At 67.1% G+C, this 24,751-nt stretch carries 28 protein-coding genes; 13 read left to right on the top strand and 15 right to left on the bottom strand.

Going from position 1 to position 24,751, the window contains the following annotated elements; genetic code table 11:
• The first annotated feature begins 163 nt into the window (after positions 1-163).
• From TF1_RS13565 to TF1_RS13555, 3 genes are all read left to right on the top strand, one after another.
• The gene (locus TF1_RS13565) at positions 164-871 is read left to right on the top strand and encodes a WbqC family protein (protein WP_038043096.1); all 708 of its coding nucleotides are present in this window, start codon (positions 164-166) and stop codon (positions 869-871) included.
• Positions 872-964: 93 nt separating this feature from the next.
• Entirely contained in the window at positions 965-1,678 is a 714-nt protein-coding gene (locus TF1_RS13560; protein ID WP_011290615.1) for a PIG-L deacetylase family protein, read from the top strand.
• 82 nt (positions 1,679-1,760) lie between these two features.
• A complete protein-coding gene (locus tag TF1_RS13555) occupies positions 1,761-2,720 on the top strand; it encodes an NAD-dependent epimerase/dehydratase family protein (RefSeq protein ID WP_011290616.1) in 960 nt (319 codons plus the stop codon).
• Between the two features lie 48 nt (positions 2,721-2,768).
• On the opposite strand, the gene TF1_RS13550 is transcribed toward TF1_RS13555, so the two are convergent.
• Together TF1_RS13550 and TF1_RS13545 are read right to left on the bottom strand one after the other, a co-directional pair.
• Entirely contained in the window at positions 2,769-3,122 is a 354-nt protein-coding gene (locus TF1_RS13550) for a DUF202 domain-containing protein (RefSeq protein ID WP_011290617.1), read from the bottom strand.
• Positions 3,119-3,493 carry a YidH family protein gene (locus TF1_RS13545; RefSeq protein WP_011290618.1) on the bottom strand — a complete coding sequence of 125 codons (375 nt, stop codon included), beginning with the start codon at positions 3,491-3,493 and terminating at the stop codon, positions 3,119-3,121. The genes TF1_RS13550 and TF1_RS13545 overlap by 4 nt, the downstream gene beginning before the upstream one ends.
• A 202-nt stretch (positions 3,494-3,695) precedes the next feature.
• Between TF1_RS13545 and trxA the strand changes: the two genes are divergently transcribed.
• Entirely contained in the window at positions 3,696-4,076 is a 381-nt protein-coding gene (gene trxA, locus TF1_RS13540; protein WP_016188041.1) for a thioredoxin, read from the top strand.
• Positions 4,077-4,185: 109 nt separating this feature from the next.
• Here trxA and TF1_RS13535 read toward each other — a convergent pair whose 3' ends face one another.
• The 6 genes from TF1_RS13535 to purS form a co-directional block, all read right to left on the bottom strand.
• Positions 4,186-4,902 carry a spermine/spermidine synthase domain-containing protein gene (locus tag TF1_RS13535; RefSeq protein WP_061783941.1) on the bottom strand — a complete coding sequence of 239 codons (717 nt, stop codon included), beginning with the start codon at positions 4,900-4,902 and terminating at the stop codon, positions 4,186-4,188.
• A 6-nt stretch (positions 4,903-4,908) separates the two neighbouring features.
• On the bottom strand, positions 4,909-5,763 hold the full coding sequence (gene hisG / locus TF1_RS13530) for an ATP phosphoribosyltransferase (protein WP_011290621.1): 855 nt from the start codon (positions 5,761-5,763) through the stop codon (positions 4,909-4,911).
• 82 nt (positions 5,764-5,845) lie between these two features.
• On the bottom strand, positions 5,846-6,109 hold the full coding sequence (locus tag TF1_RS13525) for a phosphoribosyl-ATP diphosphatase (protein ID WP_011290622.1): 264 nt from the start codon (positions 6,107-6,109) through the stop codon (positions 5,846-5,848).
• Positions 6,110-6,230: 121 nt separating this feature from the next.
• Entirely contained in the window at positions 6,231-7,058 is an 828-nt protein-coding gene (locus TF1_RS13520) for an SDR family NAD(P)-dependent oxidoreductase (RefSeq protein WP_016188042.1), read from the bottom strand.
• Positions 7,059-7,142: 84 nt separating this feature from the next.
• Positions 7,143-7,586, bottom strand: coding sequence for an ATP-binding protein (locus tag TF1_RS13515; RefSeq protein ID WP_082797717.1), 444 nt, complete (start codon positions 7,584-7,586; stop codon positions 7,143-7,145).
• Between the two features lie 109 nt (positions 7,587-7,695).
• The gene (gene purS / locus TF1_RS13510) at positions 7,696-7,938 is read right to left on the bottom strand and encodes a phosphoribosylformylglycinamidine synthase subunit PurS (RefSeq protein WP_011290625.1); all 243 of its coding nucleotides are present in this window, start codon (positions 7,936-7,938) and stop codon (positions 7,696-7,698) included.
• A gap of 452 nt (positions 7,939-8,390) precedes the next feature.
• Here purS and TF1_RS13505 point away from each other — a divergent pair, with 452 nt between their 5' ends.
• The 4 genes from TF1_RS13505 (at position 8,391) to TF1_RS13490 (ending at position 12,806) form a co-directional block, all read left to right on the top strand.
• Positions 8,391-8,990: a sigma-70 family RNA polymerase sigma factor gene (locus tag TF1_RS13505; RefSeq protein WP_011290626.1), complete on the top strand. Its 600-nt coding sequence runs from the start codon at positions 8,391-8,393 to the stop codon at positions 8,988-8,990.
• A 372-nt stretch (positions 8,991-9,362) separates the two neighbouring features.
• Positions 9,363-10,475, top strand: a complete 1,113-nt coding sequence (gene pdhA / locus TF1_RS13500) for a pyruvate dehydrogenase (acetyl-transferring) E1 component subunit alpha (protein WP_016188044.1) — start codon at positions 9,363-9,365, stop codon at positions 10,473-10,475.
• On the top strand, positions 10,472-11,455 hold the full coding sequence (locus tag TF1_RS13495) for an alpha-ketoacid dehydrogenase subunit beta (RefSeq protein ID WP_011290628.1): 984 nt from the start codon (positions 10,472-10,474) through the stop codon (positions 11,453-11,455). The genes pdhA and TF1_RS13495 overlap by 4 nt, the downstream gene beginning before the upstream one ends.
• A gap of 10 nt (positions 11,456-11,465) precedes the next feature.
• The gene (locus TF1_RS13490; protein WP_016188045.1) at positions 11,466-12,806 is read left to right on the top strand and encodes a dihydrolipoamide acetyltransferase family protein; all 1,341 of its coding nucleotides are present in this window, start codon (positions 11,466-11,468) and stop codon (positions 12,804-12,806) included.
• Between the two features lie 89 nt (positions 12,807-12,895).
• Here the strand turns inward: TF1_RS13490 and TF1_RS13485 are convergent, their stop codons facing one another.
• Entirely contained in the window at positions 12,896-13,114 is a 219-nt protein-coding gene (locus tag TF1_RS13485) for a hypothetical protein (RefSeq protein ID WP_016188046.1), read from the bottom strand.
• Positions 13,115-13,238: 124 nt separating this feature from the next.
• Between TF1_RS13485 and TF1_RS13480 the strand changes: the two genes are divergently transcribed.
• Both TF1_RS13480 and TF1_RS13475 read left to right on the top strand, forming a co-directional pair.
• A complete protein-coding gene (locus TF1_RS13480) occupies positions 13,239-13,991 on the top strand; it encodes a 3'-5' exonuclease (RefSeq protein WP_011290630.1) in 753 nt (250 codons plus the stop codon).
• Between the two features lie 116 nt (positions 13,992-14,107).
• Complete coding sequence (locus tag TF1_RS13475; RefSeq protein WP_169803324.1) at positions 14,108-15,868, top strand: BCCT family transporter; 1,761 nt, start codon at positions 14,108-14,110, stop codon at positions 15,866-15,868.
• A 55-nt stretch (positions 15,869-15,923) separates the two neighbouring features.
• On the opposite strand, the gene TF1_RS13470 is transcribed toward TF1_RS13475, so the two are convergent.
• Both TF1_RS13470 and TF1_RS13465 read right to left on the bottom strand, forming a co-directional pair.
• Positions 15,924-16,649, bottom strand: coding sequence for a YidC/Oxa1 family membrane protein insertase (locus tag TF1_RS13470; protein WP_011290632.1), 726 nt, complete (start codon positions 16,647-16,649; stop codon positions 15,924-15,926).
• A 108-nt stretch (positions 16,650-16,757) separates the two neighbouring features.
• Positions 16,758-17,045 (bottom strand): DUF6412 domain-containing protein, encoded by a 288-nt coding sequence (locus TF1_RS13465; RefSeq protein WP_016188048.1) that lies wholly within the window; start codon positions 17,043-17,045, stop codon positions 16,758-16,760.
• Between the two features lie 241 nt (positions 17,046-17,286).
• Here TF1_RS13465 and TF1_RS13460 point away from each other — a divergent pair, with 241 nt between their 5' ends.
• On the top strand, positions 17,287-17,649 hold the full coding sequence (locus TF1_RS13460; RefSeq protein WP_016188049.1) for a hypothetical protein: 363 nt from the start codon (positions 17,287-17,289) through the stop codon (positions 17,647-17,649).
• Here the strand turns inward: TF1_RS13460 and TF1_RS13455 are convergent.
• The 3 genes from TF1_RS13455 to TF1_RS13445 form a co-directional block, all read right to left on the bottom strand.
• A complete protein-coding gene (locus tag TF1_RS13455; protein WP_011290635.1) occupies positions 17,646-18,278 on the bottom strand; it encodes a bifunctional 4-hydroxy-2-oxoglutarate aldolase/2-dehydro-3-deoxy-phosphogluconate aldolase in 633 nt (210 codons plus the stop codon). The two genes, TF1_RS13460 and TF1_RS13455, sit on opposite strands and share 4 nt — an antisense overlap.
• Positions 18,279-18,282: 4 nt before the next feature.
• A complete protein-coding gene (locus TF1_RS13450) occupies positions 18,283-19,302 on the bottom strand; it encodes a sugar kinase (protein WP_011290636.1) in 1,020 nt (339 codons plus the stop codon).
• A gap of 162 nt (positions 19,303-19,464) precedes the next feature.
• Entirely contained in the window at positions 19,465-20,043 is a 579-nt protein-coding gene (locus TF1_RS13445) for a C40 family peptidase (protein ID WP_016188051.1), read from the bottom strand.
• Between the two features lie 891 nt (positions 20,044-20,934).
• Here TF1_RS13445 and TF1_RS13440 point away from each other — a divergent pair.
• Positions 20,935-21,384, top strand: a complete 450-nt coding sequence (locus TF1_RS13440; protein ID WP_016188052.1) for a GNAT family N-acetyltransferase — start codon at positions 20,935-20,937, stop codon at positions 21,382-21,384.
• A gap of 74 nt (positions 21,385-21,458) precedes the next feature.
• On the opposite strand, the gene TF1_RS13435 is transcribed toward TF1_RS13440, so the two are convergent.
• The gene (locus tag TF1_RS13435; RefSeq protein ID WP_011290639.1) at positions 21,459-22,625 is read right to left on the bottom strand and encodes a hypothetical protein; all 1,167 of its coding nucleotides are present in this window, start codon (positions 22,623-22,625) and stop codon (positions 21,459-21,461) included.
• A gap of 339 nt (positions 22,626-22,964) precedes the next feature.
• Here TF1_RS13435 and TF1_RS13430 point away from each other — a divergent pair, with 339 nt between their 5' ends.
• Positions 22,965-23,504 carry a gamma carbonic anhydrase family protein gene (locus TF1_RS13430; protein WP_061783939.1) on the top strand — a complete coding sequence of 180 codons (540 nt, stop codon included), beginning with the start codon at positions 22,965-22,967 and terminating at the stop codon, positions 23,502-23,504.
• Positions 23,505-24,751 lie beyond the last annotated feature (1,247 nt).

Here is a 24,751-nt window from a genome sequence, read left to right as displayed (position 1 = left end):
CATCGTCGTAATTGGGGAGGTGGCTATCGTTCAGGTTACGAATATATGACTTGATCGATGAAAGAGCCTGAGTCCGGTCAAGAAGAGGACGGCCGGAGGAGGAATCTCGTACCCTCAACCAGGAACCACGGCGCTCGACCGTTTGCGTGAAGGGGAATTGACTGTGCGTGTTGCCATGCACCAGCCGCACTACCTGCCATGGCTGGGCCTACTGGACAAGATCGACCGCTGTGACTTGTTTGTTGTCCTCGATCATGTCCAGTTTGAGAGGAAAGGGTGGCAGCACCGTAACTATGTGGCATCGAAGAATGGTCCGGTCCTGCTGACCGTTCCGGTGGTGCAGCGCAGCCGGGACGAGCGGATCATGGACAAATCGGTGAACAATAGTTCACCGTGGTGGGAGAAACACAGTAGAACACTGGCGCAACACTGTTACCGTAAGGCACCTTTTTGGGACGAGTTCGGCGCTGAAATCACAGCCATCTACGAACGCCGGTGGGAACAACTGGTCGACCTTTCTCTAGCGACCACCGAGTTCGTGCTCAACGCGTTCGGAATCACCACTCCCATGGTGCGCTCGAGCGAACTGGGCGAGTTCACCGTACAGAAGAGTGAACTGCTCGCGCAGATCAGCGCCAAAGTGGGGGCGACCACCATGCTCTCCGGCGATGGTGCCCGCGCCTACCTCGACAAGGACGTGTTCGACCGGTACGGGATCGCCGTCGAGTGGCAGAACTTCCAACACCCGGAGTACCCGCAGCACAACCGGAAAGGACAGGAATTCCTGCCCCGCATGGCAGCCATAGACCTGCTGCTCAACGTCGGCCCCGAAGGAATGGACCTGGTGCGCCAGGCGCGCATCGCCGACTGACCGGCCCGCACGCTCTTCCCTAGAACCGAAACGCTGCGACCTGCCTGAAGCGGCTCGGTGCTGCCTCAGGCCCTACTGAATCGAGGACATCCAATGATGATCGACTGGTCTCGCGAGCGGATCCTCATCCTCGCACCGCACCCTGACGATGAGACGCTCGGCTGCGGAGGGCTCATGCGCAAAGCCAAGGATGCGGGGGCCGAGGTCTACATCCAGTTCATGACCGTGGGGGACACCGCTGACAACTCGCCTAAAGGACTGTCCACCGCCGAAGAGCGCTACCAAGAAGTCAAAGAAGTCGCGGAATTCTACGGCTGGGACGACTGGCATTTTGCCTTTCCCGGTGACGCGTACCACCTCAAACTGGACGCGGTGCCCCGCTTTGAGCTCACCAACGCGATCGAGCGCGGCAGCCCGCTGTCCATCGCCAAGCTCAAACCGACCACGGTGATCGCGCCGCACCGCACCAGCTACAACCAGGACCACCAGATCACCGCTGAAGCGCTGCACACCGCGCTACGGCCGTCCAACACCCAACGGCGCCACCACCCGCGCCTGGTCCTCGCCTACGAGCAGGCCGCCGACCAGTGGCGCTACGACGCCGCACCGTCGCCCAACTTCTTCGTCGAACTCACCAAAGAGCAGGTGGACGCCAAGATCCACGCGATGCACCTGTACGGAACCCAGAGCCACGACCACCCGCACACCCGCTCCGACGAGACGCTGCGCAGCCTGGCCACCCTGCGCGGCATGCACGCCGGAGTGCCCTACGCAGAGGCCTACCACATGATGCGGTGGCTCGCCTGACCTTCCAGGCGCGGTGCCGTCACGCAGCAAACAGGAACACCCGAGCCCTTCTGCGGCCGTGTCTTTGCAAAGGAGAAACAGCGTGAAAGCCCTGGTTACGGGGGGCGCCGGATTTATCGGATCCCATTTGTGCGACTACCTGACGTCCCAAGGCCACCAGGTCACGGTGCTCGATGACCTGTCCACCGGCTCCAAGGAGAATCTGGCGCAGCTTGCTGCCGCCCCTAACTTCGAGTTCGTCGAGGGCTCCATTCTGGACACCGCGCTGGTCGACAAGCTGGTCGGCTCCTGCGACACCGTGTTCCACCTGGCTGCCGCGGTCGGGGTGCACACCATTGTGGACAAGCCCTTGGAGTCCCTGCGGGTGAACCTGCACGGCACCGAGAACGTGGTGGAAGCCGCGGCCCGGCACGGGGCCCGCATCATGGTGGCCTCCACGAGCGAGGTGTACGGCAAGAACGACGCGGATGGTCTCACCGAAGACGCCGACCGCATCCTCGGCTCCCCGCTGAAGAGCCGCTGGTCGTATGCGGCGGCGAAAGGACTGGACGAACTGGTCGCCTACGTCTACGGCAAGGAGACCGGGATCCCGACGGTCATCGTCCGGTTCTTCAACATCGTCGGCCCGCGGCAGACCGGACGCTACGGCATGGTGGTGCCGCGGTTCGTCAGCCAGGCGCTGGCCAACGAGCCGATCACCGTCTACGGTGACGGCACGCAGCGGCGGTGCTTCGGCTCGGTCTTCGACGTGGTTCCGGCCGTGGTGAAACTCATGGACACCCCGGCCGCCTACAACCAGGCGGTCAACCTGGGCGGTATGGAGGAGATCTCCATTCGCGGCCTGGCGGAACGGGTCATCGAACTGACCGGTTCGAGCAGCACGATCGAGTACATCCCGTACGAGAAGGCGTACGGCGAAGGGTACGAGGACATGCGCCGCCGCATGCCGGACACGTCGCTCGCCAAGAAGCTCATCGGCTACGAGCCGACGCGCCGCCTCGACGACATCATCAACTCCATCATCGAAGCCAAGCAGGCCTGACCGGCAGAGACCACGGTGGCCCCTGGAACTTCCAGGGGCCACCGCCGGTTACGCGGGAAAAGCAGAGACGATGGCGATCACGCTGATCCCCAGGACGGCGAGGCTCACGGCGACGAGCGCCCACGGGCGGGCCAGGGGCGCGGGCGGTCGCAAGGAGCCGTCGGCACGCCGGCCGTGGTCGGTCTGCCGCCAGCGTTTCTGCAGGTGCACGGCGAGTACGGTGGACGTGCCGAACAGGATGCCCACCGCGATGAGCTGGCCGACCGTACCGGCCAGCGTGTCCTCGGGCGGGACCCGCAGATACAGCAGGGTCACCACAGCGAGCAGGAACAGAGTGCGCTGCCAGGACAGCAGGGTCCGTTCCGGCTGCAAGCCCGGGTCGCGTTCGCGGGGGCCGCTCATGGCAGGTAGTTCCCCACCACCACGGCCAGGCAGATCAGTCCGATACCGAGCGCTGTGATCAGCGGCAGCGGGGTGGTCGGCAGCGGCTGGTCGTGCCGCATCGCCCGCTGGACCCGCATCCACCGGATGGGGGCGTAGCAGGTGATCACCACGGCCAGGGCGGCCAGGGCCAGCCCCACGGAGAGTTGGGTGCCGCCATGCCACCGCAGCGGAACCAGGTGCAGCACTGCGACCGCACCCGCTACCAGCGCGAGCGCGGTGCGGATCCAGGCCAGGAACGTGCGCTCGTTGGCGAGAGTGAAACGGTAGTCCGGTTCTTTCCCGTCCCCGCCGTCGTTGGCCCGCCGTTTCGCTCTGGACAGTGCGCCCACGGTCCCCCCTTCCCCGGTGACACTGCTTCCCTCACGAATCTACGGACGAACGTTTTTTCCGTACAAACCGGTATTGAACTGGGATTTTGTCGAGTGTTGGGGAGGGGTGGACGCATCGATGCCCCGAATGCGGAACAAAGCAGCGGCCTCAACCGCTGTACAAGGGAGAAGACCGTTGCTGACGCCACGATCAGGAGAGCCTGTGGCCACTATCGAACTGACCAAGGACAACTTCAATCAGACGCTCGAAGAGAACGACTTCGTCCTCATCGACTTTTGGGCCTCCTGGTGCGGGCCGTGCAAGATGTTCGCTCCGATCTTTGAGCGGGCGTCAGAACGGCACAAGGACCTGGTGTTCGCCAAGGTCGACACCGAGGCCCAGCAGGAGCTGGCCGCGAGCTTCAACATCCAGTCGATTCCGACGCTCATGATCGTGCGGGATCGGACTGTGCTCTACGCCCAGCCGGGCGCGCTGCCGGAAGCGGCCCTGGAGGACCTGATCCAGCAGGCCCGCGACCTCGACATGGACGAAGTGCGCCGGCAGATCGCCGAGCAGCAGGGCAACGGCCAAGCGTCGGAGTAGACCTCAGGCTGACCGGTGAGGGCGGTGAGGGGGCCGTACCGCGGTGATCCTCGCCACCCTTCGTCGTGGAGCGGCCGCCACAGCCCGCGGTTGTCCCGCAGGGCGCCGGTCACTGGCGGTGTGGGCCGTGGGGGCGCGCCAGGTACACCACGTCGGGAGCGCCCCGCCGCACGGGCACCCGGATCTCCTTGACCGCGCCGAATCGGCGGTCAAGCAGCAGGGCGAAGTCGGGGGCGGGCATTGCACTCCACACGGCCAAGGCCCCGCCCGGAGCGGTGAGCTGCGCCAACCGGTCCAGACCGTCCGGGCTGTACAACCGGCGGTTGCTGTCCACCACGGTCCAGTCGGGACCGTTGTCGATGTCCAGACACACCGCGTCGAAGGTCTCCGCTGTTTCAGCCAACCATTCCACCAGGTCAGCGCAGACCACCTGGCAGCGCGGATCGTCAGTGGGACGCCCCGCGGCCTCGCCCAGCGGACCGGAATGCCAGGCGATGACCGCCGGCTCCACTTCGATCACCCGCACGTGGGCGACCCGTGGACTGGCCAGCGCCTCCGCCGCGGAGAATCCCACCCCGAGCCCGCCGACGAGGACCCGCAGTCCAGTCTGGTCCGCGGGCAGGACACGCAGGCAGGCGCGGACCAGTTCACGTTCGGAGCGGCCGTCCCGGGTGTCCATGAGGAACACGCCGTTGCTGATGATCTCGTAGTCGGTGCCGACCCGCCGCAGCACCAGGTCCCCGCCGCTGACCCCCTGGGTCCGGTCGACCACCACGGGCGCAGCGGTGTCAGAGAACCCCGGTACTCCTTGTGCGGACCTGTCCATCGTGCTTCAGAGTCGGCAGGCGTAGATATCGGTGACGAGGATGGCGCGGGCCCCGATCTCCCACAAGTCGTCCATGATCCGCTGGGCGTCGCGGCGCGGCACCATGGCCCGGACCGCCACCCAGCCTTCCCGGTGCAGGGGCGAGACGGTGGGCCCCTCCATGCCGGGGGTGAGAGCGATGGCCTCCTCCAAGTGCTCGGCGTGCACGTCGTAGTCCATCATCACGTAGTCGCGGGCGACGAGCACACCGCGCAGCCGGCGCAGCAACTGCTCGACTTTCGGGTCGTCCGGTTCCCCTTTGCGACGGATGACGACCGCCTCGGATTCCAGAATGGGCTCCCCGAACGGCTCCAGTCCGGCCTGGCGCAGGGTCGTGCCCGTGGACACGACGTCAGCGACCGCGTCGGCCACACCCAGCTGGATCGAGCTCTCCACAGCGCCGTCGAGGTGGATGACCCGGGCTTCGATGCCGCGCTTCTTCAAATAGGACGTGAGCAGCCCTTCGTAGGAGGTGGCGATCCGCTTCCCAGCGAGGTCTTCCACCGTCATCGAGGAGCCGTTGCGCGCGGCGAAGCGGAACGTGGAATTGCCGAAGCCCAACGCCAGCACTTCTTCGACGGGGGCGCCGGAGTCGATGAGCATGTCGCGGCCGGTGATTCCCACGTGGAGGATGCCTTCACCGACGTAGACGGCGATGTCCTTGGGGCGCAGGAAGAAGAACTCGGCTCCGTTGTCGGGGTCGAGCAGGACCAGGTCGCGGGAATCTTTGCGCTGGCGGTACCCGGCCTCGCGCAGCATGGCGATGGCAGGCTCGGACAACTGGCCCTTGTTGGGCACGGCGATGCGCAGCAGATCGGTCATGGGATGCTTCCTCGGCTCACGGATTCCGGCATGGGACGTCGGGACAGGTCGGTCTCGCGTGCGTGACGACGCGGGAACCGACCTAGAGATGCCGGTAGACGTCTTCCAGACGGAGGCCGCGCGCCAGCATCAGAACTTGGACGTGGTAGAGGAGCTGGGAGATCTCTTCGGCGGTTTCTTCGTCGCTCTGGTATTCGGCGGCCATCCAGACTTCAGCCGCTTCCTCGACGACCTTCTTGCCGATCGCATGCACCCCGGCGTCCAGTTGGGCGACCGTCCTCGATCCTGCCGGGCGGGTCCGCGCCTTCTCGGACAGCTCGGTGAACAGCTCTTCGAAGGTCTTCATGATCTCTTTCCTTGACTGCGTGCTCTCCTAGGGTAGGCGCAGCCGGTCGGAGACGGAAAGTGGAGGCGGTCGAAGCGGAAGTGAACACTGCGGGGAGCTGTCCGGGGCGTGCCGCGGGTGGTCACGCACTGGTGCGTTTTGCGACCGCGTGGAACAGCCCTGGGGGAAGGGCATGGAGCAGGGCGTTGACCGCCTTGTACTGGGCGCCCGGCACGACTCGGGTCCGGCCCGAAGCCCAGCCGCGCAGCGAGTCGGTCACCACGCGCTCCCGCGGGACGAACGCGATATCGGGCGCCCCTTTCTCCTGCAAGGACCGGGTCATATCGGTGCGGACGTAGCCGGGGAGGACCGCGGTCACCCGCACGCCGTGCCGGGCCGCTTCGACCGCGAGCGTGTCGGTGAGGGAGAGCACATAGGCCTTGGACGCGGAGTAGACCGCGCCGCCGGGAGCGGCCGGCAGCAGTCCGGCCATGGACGCCACGTTGATCATGCCGAGCGGTCGGGAGCTCCCTGCCTCGCGGAGCTGGCGGGCCCGTTCGATCTGCACGGGGAGTACCGCGTGCGCCAGCCGGGTGAGCGCACGGATGTTCAGTGCGAGCGTGTCCTCGATCGCGCTGACCGGAATCGTCGCGAAATCGCCGCCGTGCGCCTGTCCGGCATTGTTGACCAGCAGGTCGATCGGGGCGTCAGCGGTGTCACCGGTGACTCGCAGCCGCTCTTCGACCGTGGCGAGGTCCTTGTCGTCGGTGAGATCGGCGGGCAGGCACTGCGCGGGCACGCCGTAGCGGTCGGTGAGCTCCGCGGCGAGCGCGGCGAGCCGGTCGGCACTGCGCGCCACCAGCACCAGAGAGTAGCCGCGTTCGGCCAGTTGCCGGGCGTATTCTTCTCCGATTCCCGTGGACGCGCCGGTGATGAGGGCGGTACGGGGGTGTGCGTGGTGGTCGCTCATGGTCCCGGATGGTATCGCCGCCTCGCCCCCGAAGCGAGGTGGATGTCCCGAAGGCCGGGAAGGTCAGCGGGGCGGGCGGCTGCCTCACCCGCTGGCCACGGCCGGGGTGAGCGGGCGTTTCGCCGCCGGCAGCAGGCAGAGCCGTTTGACGAGCAGTACCGTGGTCCGCCCGTCGGGCTCGACGTCGAACACGACCTCGTCCATGAGGACGTGCATGAGGAAAATACCCCGACCTGACTCAGAATCTGGAGCAGGGCGGGGCGGGGCGATCGTCGGAGTGAAATGCCGGCCGTTATGAGTGATGCGGATGACGCAGCAGGCCTGCTCAATGCTGACCGAGACCTGGTAGCCGGATGCCGGAGCGCCGTGGTCGATCACATTCGCGCAGGCTTCCGAGGCCGCCACCAGGATGTCGCGCTGGCATTCGGGGCAGACACCGTGGACGTGCAGGGCACAGCCTAGGAAGCTACGCAGAACGGGGACCGTGTACGCCGCCCTCGGCAGTGCGACCTGGAATCGCCTTTCCATCAGAGTCAGCCCCCCGAACCTCGGTACCGTTAAAAACCTTCCCGAGGCTATTCACGCGAAACCGCGCGATTTCGGACGGGTCCCGGTTATGGGGCCTCGTGGTGCTTCATTACTCTACGCGGAGTGAGAAATCCTCGATAACCGGGTTGGCGAGCAGGGTCTCGGCGAGCTTGCGGATTTCGGCGAGACGGGCCTCGTCGGCTTCGCCCTCGAGGTCGATCTCGAAGCGCTTGCCCTGACGGACTTGGGTCACCCCGGAGAAGCCAAGCCGTTCGCAGGCGCCCAGGATGGCCTGGCCCTGGGGGTCCAGGATCTCGGGCTTGAGCATGACATCGACGATGACGCGGGCCACGGGGTCCTCCAGAGTTGTACCGCACCGGTGGTGACGACGTCGCTGGTGTCCAGGCGGACACGGGACGCAGGGCCGGGGCGAGCGCAGCCAGGGGCCTGGCCGCGGCTCGGCGCCAGCCGGACAGTCCAGAGCGTACGGTACCGGCCACGCGGGGAGGAAACCGGCTGTTCCCGAGGCCGGTGATGTGTGCGACGCGCCGTGTGGGGAAGCGGAACCGTAACGTCCCGGGCCGCTACGGATAAGGCCTTCCGGGGCGTCGCGGCGGTGGCGACGCCGCGGATCACTTTGGAAGAGACGAAAGCAAAATTCTTCTTTTTACCCGACCCTTGCTGTAAACCACACCCGGAGAGGGGGATTCGTGTCCTTAATCACCTCATGACTATGCATCGTGAATCGACTTGGCATGCGTCTCACCAAGTAGCAGTATCCCCGGTCGTCCTGAGGGGGAAATTTTGGCGACCATTGAACTCGACCGTCCCGCAGAGACCACCGTCACTGCGGAGGGTCTCGACTTTGCAGAGGCAGTCAGGCCGTACGCCGACCAGCTCTACCCGGCAGCCCTGCGGATGACGAGGAATTCGGCGGATGCCGAAGACTTGGTTCAAGAGACCTTCACCAAGGCGTTCGCTAACTTCCACCAGTTCCGTGCGGGCACGAACCTGCGCGCCTGGCTCTACCGGATTCTCACCAACACCTTCATCAACGGCTACCGCAAGAAGCAGCGGGAGCCGCGCCAGGAAGTCACCGACGAGATCAAGGACTGGCAGTTGGCGGCGGCCGACGCGCACTCGTCCACCGGGTCGCGGTCGGCGGAGGCCGAAGTCCTCGACCGGCTGCCGGATTCCGCGATACGCACCGCGCTCGCCCAGCTGCCGGAAGAGTTCCGCATGGTCATCTACCTGATCGACGTCGAGGGCTTCTCCTACAAGGAAGTGGCGGAGCAGATGGACACCCCGTTGGGAACGGTGATGTCGCGGCTGCACCGGGCACGCCGGCAGCTTCGCGTGCTGCTCGCGGACTACGCCAAGGAGCGTGGCCTGTACGCGGACTGACCGCGTGCCCGGTCCCCTGCACGCCCGCGCACCCTCCTGGGCACCCGGTGGCTGAAGCATGCTGCGCTGATGCGCGGCAGTGCGGTCTGTCTTCTCCGACGGCGGCGGAGAAAAAGTACTAGGGTGGCCTAATTTTTACTTGGAACCCCTTGTATTTTCTAGGAAGTCCTGGTACTTGGGGTTTTTCTTTTTCTGCGGGATGATGAGTCGGACGACGTGAGGTGTCGCAGGGTCTTGCGCTGCCCATAGTGATATCTGTCACGATGGGTGGTAGGGCTGTTCGACCCCACCCGTTACCCCGGGACGGGTCGGGCAGGCAACAGGCCGACCAGCGGTACCCCGTCAGTCGGCCCCGAGACCGAGGAGCGACAGGTGTCCGACAGCACCGTTCGTGAAGAGCCTGAGCTGATCCAGCTCTTGACCCCCGACGGAGAGTACGTCCCGCACCCTGACTACCCGTTCGAACCCGCCACGGCACAGGTCCGCGACCTCTACCGCGACCTCGTCCTCGTGCGGCGCCTCGACGCCGAAGCCGTGGCCCTGCAACGCCAAGGCGAACTGGGCCTGTGGGCCTCCCTCCTGGGCCAGGAGGCCGCGCAGATCGGTTCAGCCCGCGCCCTCGAACCGCAAGACATGGCCTTCCCGTCCTACCGGGAGCACGGGGTGGCCTGGTGCCGGGGAGTCCGCCCCCGGGACCTACTGGCCATGTTCCGCGGCGTCACCAACGGGGGCTGGGACCCGTACGAGCACAACTTCCACCTCTACACGATCGTCATCGGCAGCCAGACGCTGCACGCCACCGGGTATGCGATGGGTGTGCAGCGGGACGGGGCACTCGGTGAAGACGGCACCGCTGTCATCACCTACTTCGGCGACGGAGCCACCAGCCAGGGCGACACCAACGAAGCCTTCAACTACGCCGCGGTCAACAATGCCCCGGTCGTGTTCTTCTGCCAGAACAACCAGTGGGCCATCTCCGAGCCCAACGACCGCCAGAGCAAAGCGCCGATCTACCAGCGGGCCGCCGGCTTCGGCTTCCCCGGGATTCGCGTGGACGGCAACGACGTCTTCGCCTGCCTGGCGGTGACCCGCAAAGCCTTGCAGCACGCCCGCGAAGGGCAAGGCCCCACCCTGATCGAAGCGTTCACCTACCGGATGGGCGCGCACACCACCTCCGACGACCCCACCCGCTACCGGACGTCCGCAGAGATCGAAGAGTGGCGCCGCAAGGACCCCATCGCCCGGCTGCGGGCCTACCTGGTTCGCGAAGGCAAAGCCGACGACGGCTTCTTCGACGCGGTAGAAGCCGAGGCGGAGAAGCTCGGGGAGCAGGTCCGCGCCGAATGCCGCGCCCTGCCCGACCCTGCACCGCTGGACATCTTCCGCGAGGTCTACGCGGAACCGCACCGCGAGCTCGACCGGCAGCGCGCCGAATTCGCGGACTACCTGGCGTCGTTTGAGGGGGCGGAGGGAGCGGCCCGATGAGCGGAACCGAACTCACCCTGGGCAAGGCCATCAACGCGGGACTGCGCCGCGCCATGGAGAACGACCCGAAAGTCCTGGTGATGGGGGAGGACGTCGGACGGCTCGGCGGGGTCTTCCGCGTCACCGACGGCCTGTACAAGGACTTCGGCGCAGACCGGGTCATTGACACCCCGCTCGCAGAATCCGGCATCATCGGCACCGCGATCGGCCTGGCGCTCCGCGGCTACCGCCCGGTCTGCGAGATCCAGTTCGACGGGTTCTTCTTCCCCGCCGCCGACCAGACCTTCACCCAGCTCGCGAAACTGCGGGCCCGCTCCGAGGGACGGCTGAGCCTCCCCGTCGTGATCCGCATCCCCTACGGCGGCGGGATCGGTGCGGTGGAACACCACAGTGAGTCGCCCGAGGCCTACTTCACCCACACTGCCGGCCTGCGGGTGGTCACCGTAGCCACCCCCGAGGACGCCTACTGGATGATCCAGCAGGCCATCGCCTGCCCGGACCCGGTGGTCTTCCTCGAACCGAAACGCCGCTACTGGGACAAGGCCCCCGTCCGCACGGACGGCAGCGTGGACACCGCCACCCCGATGGGGGAAGCGCGGATCGTCCGCCCCGGTACCGACGTGACCCTGGTGGCCTACGGGCCGATGGTCAAGGTCGCGCTCCACGCCGCTGAAGCGGACACCGAGCGGTCCATCGAGGTCATCGACCTGCGGTCGCTCTCTCCCGTGGACTACGACACCGTCTACGAGTCGGTCCGCCGCACCGGACGGCTCGTCGTCACCCACGAAGCCCCGGTGACCAGCGGACTGGGCGCGGAAATCGCTGCCCGGGTCACCGAGGCCTGCTTCTACCACCTGGAAGCCCCGGTCATTCGCGTCGGCGGATTCGACACCCCCTATCCGCCGTCCCGGTTGGAGGAGTACTACCTCCCGGACCTGGACCGGGTCCTCGACGGTGTCGACCGCACGTTCGCGTACTAGAGGGCTGGGCATGACTCACCAAGGAATCCAACAGTTTGTGCTGCCCGACGTGGGCGAAGGCCTCACCGAGGCCGAGATCCTCACCTGGCACGTGCAGCCAGGGGACCAGGTTGACGTCAACCAGGTCATCTGCGAGATCGAAACGGCCAAGGCCGTCGTGGAACTCCCCAGCCCGTTTGCGGGTCGCGTCGAGGCGCTGCTGGTCGAGGCCGGGGAGACCGTCCCGGTCGGAACTCCGATCATCGCGGTGGACACCGGCGGTGCCGCGGGCGAGCCGCGGCCTGAGCCTGCTCCCGCCGCAGCCCCGGCGGAACCGCCAGCGGAGGAGAAGCGGGAACCGGTCCTCGTCGGCTACGGCGTCAAAAGCGGGGCCACCAAGCGCCGGGCCCGCCGCCGCACCCCTTCGGCCGTGCCGGCGCAGACCGTCGGCCAGCGCACCGTGGTGCTCGCCAAGCCTCCAGTGCGCAAACTGGCGAAAGACCTGGGGGTGGACCTGCGTACGGTCGTGCCCAGCGGGCCGAACGGGGTCATCACCCGAGACGATGTGCGGCGCCACGCCGAGCAGAACCAGCCGCAGCCCTCAGCGCCCCGCGTGCCCGAGCCGGCGGCGCCCGCACCGGCTGCGTCGCCTGCTCCCGAGCGGGACGTGCGGGAAGAGCGCATCCCGGTCAAGGGGGTGCTCAAGCACATGGCGGCGGCGATGGTCGACAGCGCGTTCACCGCACCGCACGTCACCGAGTTTCTGCAGGTGGACGTCACCAAGACCGTGAAGGTCGTGCAGAAGCTCCGACAGCGGCCGGAGTTCGCGGACGTGAAGGTCTCCCCGCTGCTGCTGGTCGCCCGGGCACTGCTTATCGCGGTGCGGCGGCACCCGCGGATCAACGCGTCCTGGGACGAGGCCAACCAGGAAGTCGTCGTCAAACACTACGTGAACCTGGGCATCGCGGCGGCCACGGATCGGGGCCTGGTGGTGCCCAACATCAAGGACGCCGACCGGCTGCCGCTGCCTGACTTGGCGCGGGCGTTGACCGACCTCACCGAGAAGGCGCGGGCGGGACAGACCGCCCCCGCGGACTTGACCGGCGGCACCATCACCATCACCAACATCGGCGTCTTCGGGATCGACGGCGGAACCCCCATCCTCAACCGGGGAGAGGCTGCGATCCTGGCCCTGGGGCAGATCCGCGACATGCCGTGGGTGCACAAGGGCAAGATCAAGATCCGCAAAGTGACGACACTGTCGCTCTCCTTCGACCACCGGCTGGTCGACGGGGAACTGGGATCGAAAGTGCTGCGCGACGTCGCCACTATCCTGGAAGACCCCGAGGAGATGGTGCTGGCATGGGGCTGATCGACCTTGCCGGTGCGTGAGGCCCTGGGCACTGGAGGTCCTCCAGTGCCCAGGGCCGGTCTCTTATTCCGATTCAGCGTGCTCGAGGGTCAGGAGGGGCTGCTGTCGTCGGTAGACGCCTCAGGGCGTTGTTGCTCGTCCAAGGCAGTCCGGATGGCGTTTTCCGCAGCGTCGAGCGCAGTCCGGGCGGTAATCGCGTGGATGTGGGCGCGCTCCAAGTCCTCCAGCGCAATACAGTCAAACGACACTCGAGCGTCGTGGATCGCCTGCTGGAGCTGGCGGAGCGCCTCTTGAATCCCGACGTGCATGACTCCCCCTGGGATTGGTTCCTGCGGTGGGCGGGACAGCACCGACCGTCCCGTGTATGTAGCGTGCCCCCGCCTGGCCAAGGTGAACAGGGGTTTCGTCAGTGCAGGCCAGTAGAGTCGCGGTATGACGGATAACCGTGCAGCCGCTCCCGGTTGGCACCTCGGCCCGCTGGTCGGCTTCGACATCGAGACGACCGGCATCAACCTGGAACAGGACCGTGTCGTCACTGCCGCGATCATCGAAACGGCTGCTGACGGCTCCCAGCGGACCCGGCGGACCTGGCTCGTCAACCCCGGAGTCGAGATTCCCCCCGAGGCCGTGGCGATCCACGGCATCAGCACCGAACTGGCGGTGGCCGACGGAATCCCCGCCCCCGTTGCCGTAGCGGAGATCACCGACCTGCTGGAGCAGGTACTCCAGTCGGGAACGCCGCTGGTCATCATGAACGCTCCCTTCGACCTCACCATCCTCGACCGGGAGTGCCGCCGCTACGGGGTGGTGCCGCTGTCGGAGCGGCTTGACACGGTCGCCCCGGTCATCGACCCCCTGATCCTGGACCGGCACATCGACCGCTACCGCAGGGGGAAACGCACTCTGGAAGCGCTCTGCGCCCACTACGGGGTCCCGTACGACGGTTCACATGAGGCGAGCGCGGACGCGGTAGCAGCTGCAGCAGTGGCCCGGGGGATCGGGCACGCCGCGGCGCACGTGGCTGCCCTGTCCCCTCGGGAGCTCCACGAACTGCAGGTGACCGCAGCTGCCCAGCAGGCCGAGTCTTTGGCGGCGTTCCTCCGCAGGAAAGGACTGAGTCCGGAGAGGGTCACCCGGGCATGGCCTCTGGTTCCCGTCCCTGGCACGCAGCCGAAGCTCATCTGACCTGGAGAAAACCCCGACGGAACGCATGAACCCCCCCGCTGCGGAAACAGAAAGGTGCACACTCGTCGTGCACCGTGCTTGTAGAGGGGGGTGGCGCGACTCCGCGCCAAGACGTCGTGGTACGACCAACTCACGGATCATCCGATACGACCACCAACTCGGCCGACAACCAAGACCTGCTGTGGGAACCGCCTCCCGTCCTCGAAGCGGAGCGGCCGCCGCGGACGGACTGGGCAGTGTTCCTCACCGCAGCAGCGTTCACCCTGGCCTTCGTCGCGTGGGGGGCGATCTCTGATGAGACGCTGGCCCAGGTCGCCGAGAACCTGCTGGCCGGGTTGATGCGCTACGGCGGCTGGGCGTTTGTGCTGGTCGCCGGAGTGTTCGTGGTGTTCGCGCTGTGGCTGGCCTTCAGCAAGTACGGGCAGATCCCCCTCGGCCGGGAGGGGGAGGAGCCCCAGTACACGACGGTGTCGTGGGTCGCCATGATGTTCGCCACCGGTATGGGGATCGGGCTGGTGTTCTACGGGGTGGCAGAACCCTTGGCCCACTACGTCACTCCCCCACCGGGCACGGATGCCGCGAGTGAATCGCAGCGGACTCTCACCGCGATCGCCACCACCTTGTTCCACTGGACCCTGTATCCGTGGGGCATCTACGCGGTGGTCGGCTTAGCGATCGCATACACCACCTTCCGCCGGGGGCACAGCCAGCTCATCAGCGCCGCGTTCATCCCGCTGTTCGGGGAGAGGGCCGCAAAAGGGCCGCTCGGCAAGGCGGTCGACGTGATCGCGATCCTGGCCACCCTGTTCGGGTCTGCCTGCTCGCTGGGGCTGGGGGCGCTGCAGATCGCGGGAGGGTTCCAGACCCTGGGGTGGACGAGCCAGACGACGTTCGGCCTGCTGTTTCTGATCATCGCGGCCATCATGGCCTGCTACCTGGTCTCCGCGGTCTCCGGAATCGCGCGGGGGATCAAGTGGCTGTCCAACACCAACATGGTGATGGCCGTGCTGCTGCTCGTCTTCGTGCTGGTCACCGGGCCGACCGTGTACATCCTGGACCTCGTGCCGGGCGCGGTGGCCACGTTCTTCCAGGACTTTTTTGAGATGGCGGGACGCACTCAGGCGGTCGGCGGCAACACCGCGGAGTGGCTGTCAACATGGACCGTGTTCTACTGGGCCTGGTGGATCTCGTGGACCCCGTTCGTGGGGCTGTTCATCGCCAAGATCAGCCGCGGCCGCACGATCAGGGAGTTCGTGGCCGGTGTCATCGTGGTGCCGAGCGTGGTCAGCCTGATCTGGTTCGTCATCTTCGGGTGCACGGCGATCCATTTCCAGCAGTCGGGGGTTGATCTAGCCGCGTCCAACCAGATCGAGGCGCAGTTCTACGGGATGCTGCAGAACCTGCCGTGGAGCGGCGTGGTGAACGTGGTGCTCGCCGTGCTGGTCGCGATCTTCTTCATCACCGGCGCGGACTCGGCATCCATTGTCATGGGCACGCTCACCCAAGGCGGAGTGGACAAGCCGCGGCTGGCCATGACCGTGCTGTGGGGGATGCTCATCGCGGCGGTGGCCGCGATCATGCTGCTCGTCGGCGAGGGCGGCAGCACCGCGATCGACGGGCTGCAGAACATCACCATCCTCGGGGCTGCTCCGTGGGCGATCGTCATGCTCCTGCTGTGTGTGGCCTTGCTGAAAGGGCTGCGGCGGGATCCTCTGGCGGTGCGGGAGCGCAAAGCCAGGGAGCTCATGGACGAGGCGGTCATCACCGGGGCCCGCACCTACGGGGAGAGCGGGTTCCAGTTCCCGGTGGCGCCGGCGCGGCGGGAGGAGGCGCCACCGCCGCCGCGGAAGGGTGACGGGGACGCCTCCGAAACGTAGTCGCCGCCTCAAGGACGCCGGGAGCGGCATGCAGCGCTGAACCTTCGTGCCGCGCCTAGTCAACGCGGACGAGACGGCGCAGCGTGAGGCGTTCCACCACTGTCCACGTGGTCGAGGTCACCAGGTAGATCCCGGAGGCCAAGGGGACGAACGCGGCGATGACCACGGTCAGGAACGGCAGGTAGGTGACGAACGCCGGCACGGGGGTGGGCTGTCCCGCAGCCGGGGCAGCGGAGAGTGCGGGCAGGGTCAACCACCGTCGGTTGGCCCACGCCACCGCGGCCAGTGCGGCGAGCAGCGCAGCGAACACGGGGAGAGCTCCGAGGTCACCGGACGCGAGGATGCGCGGCAGGGTCGACCCCAGCGGGGTTCCCGCGAACGGCAGCGCGAGGAGCGCGTTGGCGGAGCCGTCGATCTCCGGAACCGTGAACAGGGTGTAGAGCAGGGTGAACATCGGTGCTTGGGCGAGCGCAGGCAGGCATCCGGCGAACGGTGAGGCGCCTTCGCGGGCGTAGAGTTCCCGGGTCTTCGCGACGAGGCGCTCCGGGTTGTGGCCGTAACGCTCCCGAAGCGCGTAAAGCTGGGGCGCCAGGCGGGCGCGGATTTTCTCCCCGCGCACCTGGAGGTAGCTGAGGGGAAGCGTGAGTACGCGGGCGGCGAGGGTCAGGAAGGCAATCGTTGCTGCGGCGGACACCGGACCGAGGAACACGGCCAGGGTGCTGTGGACCGCCATGGTCAAGGCGTGGGCAGCGGCAAGGAACGCAGAGAACAGACCGAACACAGTGAACCAGGGCCTTTCGTGAGAAGGAGACGGGTGATCAGCGAAAGGCCGCGCGAGGCAGGAGACAGCAGCCCTGTCCCCGGAAGAAGAGAAGGAAGGGCGGTGCGGTCACGCGGCCGTAGCGGCCGCGCCGGGAGCCCGAGACCGGGGTTTACCGGGCACGTTAGGAGCCGCGGAGACGACCACGCCGACGCGCTGCTGCCAGCGGCGCAGGGCACTCGTCCGGGCATAGGGTTCGGTTGCGGATTCGGTCCGGACCGGGCGCGCGGGAAGGGCCAGCCACAGGAGGGCCGCGCCCACGGCCAGTGTGGCCGCCACGGTGAGCGAAGCCGGGTCCAGTGGGACACTGTCCACCCCGACCAGGAAGGACTGGGCGAGGAAGATCAGGAACGCCACAGCACCTCCCGTCGGTATCCGCACCGGATCTTTCTGTCGGTCCGTTGACACAGACGCACGGGACGGGGAGAGAGTTCCCGCCGGCGGACGGTTGTTCTGAGGACGGGGCCGGGACAGGCTGCGGGCCTGCCGCCCCGGTCGGGAAGAACAGGAGACACGCCGCCCCCACCTTCATTTACACGGGGTTTCCAACCGGTGACTATTGGTGGGGTCTTGTGTTTCAGGAGGTAGGAAACAAGCCGTGCCGTTGCGCCCGCACCATCTCACCGTCATGTTCGCCACTCTCGCGCCGACCGTGGACACTGCTGTGCACCGGACTGCTGGGCGGACAGTAAGGCCGGTGACGATCTGCTACGAGTCGGGCCACCGGCAGGTGTGTGCGGCCCCCGCCCACCGCCTCCGCCGTGACCAGGGCGGGGTGGTTGCGGTAGAGACCAGCGCGGATACCGGCTTCGTTCTCTACGCGGGAACGGCCTGCCACCCGACCCTGGCCGTGGGCTCGGGCCGCGGGCGGACAGAATTCGCCGCCCCGATCTGCGCGGCCACGATTCTGATCGAGGATGCGGCGCCCCGCGCGGACCGCATTCCGCTGCGCGTCCGCTAAGCGGCCGGTCCGCTCCCGCTTCCCCACGGTCCGGTTGAGGAGGCGGCGAGGGCGGCGAGCGCCTCCCACTGGGTCTCGTCGGCGAGAGCCGAGCCCACAGCGACGGCGCGGGCCCCCGCTGCCAGATAGTCCGCGGCGTTGTGCGCGGAGACCCCTCCTGTGGCGACCAAGTTGACCTCGGGGAACGGACCGCGCATCGCGGCGAACCATCCCGTGCCGAGCACGGTGGCCGGGAACGCTTTGAGCCAGGTGGCACCGTGGCGGAGCGCCTGCTGGATCTCGCTGGGGGTTGCGACGCCGGGCAGGTGCGGCAGCCCTGCTGCCAACGATGCGGCGAGGACTTCTCCATCGAAGCCGGGGGCCACGGTGAACGCGGCTCCTGCGTCGGCGGCCGCTGCCACCCGGTCCGGGGTGGTCACGGTTCCTGCCCCCACCGGGCGGCCGCGGCTGCGCCCCGCGGCGACTGCGGCGCGCAGCGCGGGAAGCGCGTCCGGGGATTGGATGGGAACTTCCACGAGGGCGATGCCCAGGTCCCAAGCGCGGTGGGCGTGGGCGACAGTGTCCTGTGCGGACAGGCCGCGCAGGATCGCCATGACCTGCTGGCCGGCGAAGAGGTCGGCGAAGTCCACGAGGTCACGCTCCGGAGAAGAGGGGGTCGGACGGGTCGAGGGGGAACAGGTCCGGGTCGGGGATGCAGAGGGCCGCCCAGGCGGCCGGGGACAGGGCGAGCAGACGCTCTCGAGCCTCCCGGGGCGGGAACGGAGCCAGGTCTGCGACGCTGAGCAGGGTGGCCGCGGCCATGATGTGCCCTAGCCGCAGGCATTCCTCAGGTGTGCGGTCGTCCAGCAGACCGGAGAGGAAGCCCGCCGCGAAGGCGTCTCCGGCACCGACGGCTTCCACCACGTCGACGCGGGGCGCGGGAACGAAGACCCGCCGGGCCCCGGTGTAGGAGGTGGCGCCCACGTCGGCGTCTTTGACGACGAGGAGCGGTACGTCTGGCAGGAGCGCCCGCACCTGGTCGGCGGTGGAGGCCTGCCAGAGCTGTTCCGCTTCGTCGCGGCCGACGAAGACGAGGTCGGCTGCGCGGGCCAGGTCGAGGAGCACGGGGGCAGCGTCGTCGGCCGGCCATAGGGCAGGACGGTAATTGACGTCGAAGGAGAGCAGCGGCCCGTGCGCGGGCCGGGAGACGAAGAGCCGCTGGACGAACGCGGCGCAACTGGTGGAGAGGGCCGGGGTGATACCGGACAGGTGGAGGAGCCGGGCGGTGCGGAGCTCCGGCCGTTCCGCCAGGCGGGGGCCGATCGCGGAGGCAGCAGATTCGCGCCGGTAGTAGTACACCCGGGTGCCTTTGGGCGCAGGGTCTTTGAGGTAGAGGCCGGTGGGGCGCTCCTGGTCGACCTCAACCAGACTGGTGTCCACCCCGTAGCGGGCCAGGGTCCGTGTGATGATCGCCCCGAAGGGGTCGTCTCCTACCCGGCTCATCCAGGCGACCCGGTGGCCCAGTCCGGCGAGGCCGCAGGCCACGTTGGACTCTGCGCCGCCGATCCGCGGGAGCAGCGGCGGCTGTTCGACCAGCGGGACTGCCGAGGCAGGAGAGAGCTGTCCCATGGTCTCGCCGATGCAGATCACGTCGTAGGAATCGGTTTCGGTCACCGTACCACCACCCTCCGCACCGCTGCCCGCAACATTAGCGCCTTGTGTCCTTGCCGGGCGGCGCGGGGCGGGCAGCGGTGCGGGGTGCCCGTCGAGGAACCGCTGTTCCGGGCGACTCGGCAACGCTCGGATGCAGGGGTGACGGGCGTTTTCCTGGGTGGCTTAGACGACCCGGCGCGCGGAGTTGAAGTTCTCCTCGTAGTGGCCGGACATGGAGACGATCTGGACGGTCTTGCCGCTTCCGGGCGCGTGGATGATCTGGTTGTCGCCGACATAGAGGGCGACATGGCTCGGCCCGGAGTAGAAAAAGACCAGGTCACCTGGGCGGAGCTGGGAACGGGATACCGGTTTGCCCTGGGTGGCCTGGTCGTAGGTCGTGCGTTTGAGGGTCACCCCCACCTGTCTGTATGACCATTGCACGAGGCCGGAACAGTCAAAAGCGTCCGGGCCGGCTGCCCCCCAGCGATAGGGGGCGCCGATCTTGCTTTCGGCATAGCGCACCGCCTCCTGGGCGATGCTCTGGCTGCCTTTCCCGCTGCCCTTCCCGCTGCGAACGTGCTGGTCTTCCTGCGAGGAGTCCGCTGCCGGGTCCACGCGGTGTGCGGCACCGGTGACCGGGGTGGCGTTCGCGACGCTGATCGTGGCGGCCAACGCCAGGGCGGAGAAGGCCGTGGCGGCCCGGCCGATGAGACGCGAAGCGTTGCCTCGTGGAGACCGACCGAAACCCTCGTTGCAGAGCATGGTGTCTTCCCTCGATATGTAGACAAAGGACACATTCGTCGTGTGGAAGGGGATGACGCTGCCAACCGAAACACAAGGACACTGCGACGACGGATATAAAAAGCAGATCGGCGTGTCACGCCGAATCAATTGCTGGAAACGGCTGTCGGCGAATGAATCGCAACGTCGGGGAGTCGGGGGTGGCGGCGCGGGGAAGGCGGCGTGGCGGTCGGGAAGGGGGAGGGGAAGCCGGTTCGTCCGTTATCGGGGCAAGCCTTGCTAGTAAGCACATCCCGCGATGTCACGGAGAGGTCACGGGCAGAGTTAACGCAGACTTTATACATCCGATCATCCTATGAATTGTGTGCGTGTCGGCTGATCCGAATCTGTCACCGGAGTCCCGAGATCGATGTCGATGGTGCGCGCCGGAAAAAATCGCTTTCTGGAATTTATTGACTACTTCTTGGCGTCGACAAAACCAGGGGAAATGATATTTCCGGCAATCGTAGAAAAGGTTGTCAACTAGCGGAGTCCGGGAGGAACGTGTGCGGGATGGCCGGGAGAAGGCCGTGGTCTCAGCCGATTCCAAAAGTGCTCCGTGCCGGAACCGGCATTGTTCGCCCATGGGTCCAGGGGGAAGCGGAGGACCGGGGCAAAGGCGCGGCTGAGCCGCAGGCGAAAACTGCGGAGCCGGCAAGGGTGCGGAAACGCGCCGCCCCTCTCCACCACCCTGGAAGGGGCCGCTGCCGCGGCGGCCGGGAACGCGCACCCGTCCAGCGGATTTCCCCCGCACACTCCATGGCGAGGAGCATGACCGGAACTGTCCCCACCGGCACAGACCGTTATCCGTGTATGCCCCAATATGGGGCATCGTCCGGTATTTCACCGCTGTGGGCTACGATTTCGGAAGCCATGATTATCCGTGAGGCCACTCGGTCTGACCTCGGTGCGATCCTGCGCCTCCTGCGTGAACTAGGGGAGGAGGCCCCAGCGCAGGGTGGCACCGTTCGCATGTCCTCAGCCACAGTCCGGGCCTGGACGCGCATCGAGAACGACCCGGAGCGCACCGTGCTGGTCGCCGAGCGCCGCGGACAGATCATCGGCACCCTCGACCTCATCATGATCGCCAACCTCACCCACGACGCGCAGCCGTGGGCGGTGATCGACAACATGGTGGTGGACGCGGCCTACCGGCGCACCGGAATCGGCCGGGCCCTGGTGGAGGAGGCGATCAACCGCGCCATCCAGGCCGGGTGCTACAAGATCGAAATGCTCACCCACGAAAGCCAGGGCAGCGCCTACGAATTCTGCCGCGCAATGGGATTCACTATCGCCACCGAAGGCTTCCGCCGCTACCTGTAAGCCGCATCCAACGGTGAGGGGGGTGGAACATGGCACGTTCCACCCCCCTCACCGTGCTGCGTTACGGCACGCGGCTAGAAGCCGCCGCCGGAGGAGTCTGAGCCTCCCGAGCTTCCCGAATCCGAGGAGCCCGCGGAGCTTCCCGCGTTCGAGGAGCCGGCGGAGCTTCCCGAGTCCGCAGAGCTGGCGGAGTCTGCAGGCACGGACGCCTGGTACACGCCGGTCAGTTCCGTGGACGGAGGCGGCGGCGTAGGAGAGCTGCCCGCGTCAGTCGGTGCTGGACCCGCGTAACGAAACCCTTGAGGACGCCCGGGAATGGGACGCGCTCCCTGCGCGGCCGGGGCGCTCTTCACCTGGTTCTCCGCCTTCCCATCCGCCGCGGCTCCGCTGCTCGCCGGGTTGAGGCGGGCCGTGGGCTCCTTGTCGGCCGGGTTGAGGCGGGCCGTGGGCTCGTTGTCAGGGGAAGCGGGACGCTGGGCGTTGGCCGCACCCTCGGGCTCCGCCGCCTGGGGGGAGGACTGCTTGCTCGAGGCCGCGGAGGCCGACTCCTTGTCCGTGCTGCCTTCGAAGTCGGACCGTTTGAGCCCGGCGTCCAGCGCACCGGCCTTGGCTTCGGCTTTGAGGAGCTCCGCCAGGGTGTCGCGCATGTCGTTGAGGCGGCGCACCGCCTCCCCGTGCGTGGCCACCAGGCGCTTGAGCCGCCGGTCCGCGACATCGTGGATCTTGTTGGCCCGCGCCTCGGCCTCGTTCAGCTTGCGCTCCGCTTCCTTGGCTGCCTCCTCGCGCAGCCGCTCGGCCTCCTGCTTGGTGGAGGTGAGCAGCTCCTTGGCTTCGTCCCGAGCGCCGTTGACGATCCGCTCCGCCTGCTCCTGGGCGCTCTTGATCTTGGCCTTGGCCTCCTCCTCGGCCTTGGCCCGGATCTCCTTGACTTCCTTGTCGACCTGAGCTCGCTTGTCAGCGGCCTCTTCCTCCGCGATGCGCAGGATGTTGGCCAGCCGCTCGCTGATCTGCTCGTGTTCCGGCTTGACCGCGGCCTTGGCTTTGGCCTCGGCGAGTTCGCGACGCAACTGCTCCAGCTCGTCGTGGGCGCGGGCGAGGCGCTCCTGGAGGTCGCGGAGCTGGTTGTGGTTGCGGACGACGAAGTCGTCGACCTGACGCTTGTCGTAGCCGCCCTTGCGGACGGTGGGGAAGGCGTCTTCGCGCAGCAGGTTCGGGAATATCTCAGGAATGCGTTCGTTCATGTCCTCGGTTACCAGGTCGACAATGATCGGATCTGGAGGGATGGATTTTTGCTCTTGTCTATCGTTCCCATAACACCTCTGAAACGAGATGTGGGAATCCTCATCTGAGGTGGGGGAACGCGAGGGGTGAGCGGGGAACGGACAGTGTGCGGGGTGGCCCCGGGGCAGCGGCGCGTCCCGGTGGTGACATTGTTCCGAGGCCCGCTCGGCAGTGGCGTGCGGCGACCTCACAGAGCCGCCCAGAAGCCATCCCACTAAAGTATGGGCGATTGTGCCCGTGCATGGACGGTATCGGTCATCTTCGCTGTCCGCACGTGCCTGTGGGTGGGAGGAGATGCCATGTCCGGTAGCGGAGAGCGACCGCACATCGGCTCTGCGGAGTTCGGCGAGCCGACGATCCACCACGACGCTTGGATCGCGCCGGGAGCAGTGGTCGTAGGCAGGGTCCGTATCGGGGCCCACAGCAGTGTCTGGTACGGCTCAGTGCTGCGCGCCGACACCGAGGACATCATCGTGGGGGAACGCTGCAACATTCAAGACCTGTGCTGCCTGCACGCGGACCCGGGAGAGCCTGCGATCCTCGGTAACGGGGTGAGCCTCGGCCACAAGGCGATGGTGCACGGCGCGGTCGTGGAGGACGGCGCGCTGATCGGGATCAACGCGGTGGTCCTGGGCGGGGCCACCGTGGAGGCGGGAGCGCTGGTCGCTGCCGGTGCCCTCGTGCCGCCGGGGAGGCGGGTGCCCGCAGGCACCCTGTGGGCGGGCGTGCCAGGCAAAGTCATCCGGGAGCTGACCGACGTCGAGCGGGAGAACCTGGTGGGCACCGCCGAACGGTACGTGGGGTATGCCGCGCAGCACCGCGGCGTGACGTGGCGTTGAGCCGCACCAGGGGCGCTGCCCGCTGAGAGCGGGTGTGCGTGGCTGAGCCCTCGCATGCGGGAGACGGCGCTCGGACCGTGGCTTCGCGGGGCGGCGCTCGGGAATAGCTGGTGCGCGGTCCCGGCCCCGGTACCGCGGGTTCGAAGGCGTGCCGTGGTGCATCTGCTGCGGATACGGCCGGATCTGCTCAGACTTCGGCGGCGGACTGCCCGGCCGGGGACCCTGCTGCCATGCGGGAGCTGCCGGACTGTGCTGCGCAGGCAGTATCCGCGCATCCGCGGGGTCCTAGGCACAACGGGCTACCCCGGCATAGACCGATCCGGTAGCGGACTGCGCCCCGCCTGGGCAGGGCGCACCTGAGCGTGGCAATGAGGTCACCGACTGGCATCTTCTTTCGGGGCAGCCGTGACCCGGCGGCGCCGGATGTGCGCTCGACGGCGCAGGGCCGCGGCGCCGGGCAGAACACCCAGGCGGCGCTCCGGCGGGGCAGGCCGACGGAGCGTATCTCGTGCAGTTTCCCTGTGTGACGCATCTATTCCGAAGCGTGAAGCGAGGAGAAAAGTCTGGATGGGGCATGAGCGCCACCGGTCCATGCCACTAGCGGCTTCTCGCTCCGGTTTTCTTTTCTGCCGCTTCAGTCACGGTTTCCGGGGTTGCCCGGGACTCCGGTTTTCCCCGGAAGAAGACGGTGCAGGGCACGGCTTGCGTTCGGTTTCCTTCGCCGTTGTCCGGGGATATTCCGCCCATGGTGTCGGCGGGAGAGGATTGCGATAAGTCTCGGCTGTCGCGCTGCCATACCTGCCTCGTGCCCGCGCGCCCCGGGAGAAGCGGAACAGCCGTGGTGCGGCGCGGAGCGGGAGCACCTCGGGCACCGAGCTACGCGTCGAAGCGACGGCAGAAATAGCGGACTCCCGAGGGTGTTCTCCGTATTTTTTCCACGCTTTTTCCTAAGAGTGCGGAGAACTCGTGCAGTCCGGGGGCGGTTCATAAAAAATAGAGATCCCGTCCCGCAAATCTTCCTGTATTTCGGGTGTGCCTCTGGGGCGAGAAAGCACTTGAGTGGAGTTGTTTTTCTCTTCGGAAATATCCTTCCCGGGGTTCCGGAAGGCGGTAAAAACGCCTCGCGGCTGGGGAGGTGCGGCCAGAAGGCTGAGGACAGTGCAAGGAGGAAAGCAGCGGTCCCCGGGCCGTCACAAAGAGTCACTATCTCCTGGTAGACAGGTGCGGAGAGTGCCTGGTCGGGGTGG

It is taken from the genome of Thermobifida fusca NBRC 14071 = JCM 3263, from assembly GCF_001592045.1.
Lineage (GTDB): Bacteria > Actinomycetota > Actinomycetes > Streptosporangiales > Streptosporangiaceae > Thermobifida > Thermobifida fusca.
The sequence above is the reverse complement of the archived record's forward strand: the minus strand, read 5'-3'. Positions and strand labels throughout refer to the sequence as shown.

Bases quoted from the DNA above. Each gene is read 5' to 3' on its own strand.
- TF1_RS13560 (WP_011290615.1), top strand. From the start codon at position 965: ATGATGATCGACTGGTCTCGCGAGCGGATCCTCATCCTCGCACCGCAC.
- TF1_RS13550 (WP_011290617.1), bottom strand. From the start codon at position 3,122: ATGAGCGGCCCCCGCGAACGCGACCCGGGCTTGCAGCCGGAACGGACC.
- TF1_RS13535 (WP_061783941.1), bottom strand. From the start codon at position 4,902: ATGGACAGGTCCGCACAAGGAGTACCGGGGTTCTCTGACACCGCTGCG.
- hisG (WP_011290621.1), bottom strand. From the start codon at position 5,763: ATGACCGATCTGCTGCGCATCGCCGTGCCCAACAAGGGCCAGTTGTCC.
- TF1_RS13525 (WP_011290622.1), bottom strand. From the start codon at position 6,109: ATGAAGACCTTCGAAGAGCTGTTCACCGAGCTGTCCGAGAAGGCGCGG.
- TF1_RS13520 (WP_016188042.1), bottom strand. From the start codon at position 7,058: ATGAGCGACCACCACGCACACCCCCGTACCGCCCTCATCACCGGCGCG.
- TF1_RS13515 (WP_082797717.1), bottom strand. From the start codon at position 7,586: ATGGAAAGGCGATTCCAGGTCGCACTGCCGAGGGCGGCGTACACGGTC.
- TF1_RS13495 (WP_011290628.1), top strand. From the start codon at position 10,472: ATGAGCGGAACCGAACTCACCCTGGGCAAGGCCATCAACGCGGGACTG.
- TF1_RS13490 (WP_016188045.1), top strand. From the start codon at position 11,466: ATGACTCACCAAGGAATCCAACAGTTTGTGCTGCCCGACGTGGGCGAA.
- TF1_RS13485 (WP_016188046.1), bottom strand. From the start codon at position 13,114: ATGCACGTCGGGATTCAAGAGGCGCTCCGCCAGCTCCAGCAGGCGATC.
- TF1_RS13480 (WP_011290630.1), top strand. From the start codon at position 13,239: ATGACGGATAACCGTGCAGCCGCTCCCGGTTGGCACCTCGGCCCGCTG.
- TF1_RS13445 (WP_016188051.1), bottom strand. From the start codon at position 20,043: ATGCTCTGCAACGAGGGTTTCGGTCGGTCTCCACGAGGCAACGCTTCG.
- TF1_RS13440 (WP_016188052.1), top strand. From the start codon at position 20,935: ATGATTATCCGTGAGGCCACTCGGTCTGACCTCGGTGCGATCCTGCGC.
- TF1_RS13435 (WP_011290639.1), bottom strand. From the start codon at position 22,625: ATGAACGAACGCATTCCTGAGATATTCCCGAACCTGCTGCGCGAAGAC.
- TF1_RS13430 (WP_061783939.1), top strand. From the start codon at position 22,965: ATGTCCGGTAGCGGAGAGCGACCGCACATCGGCTCTGCGGAGTTCGGC.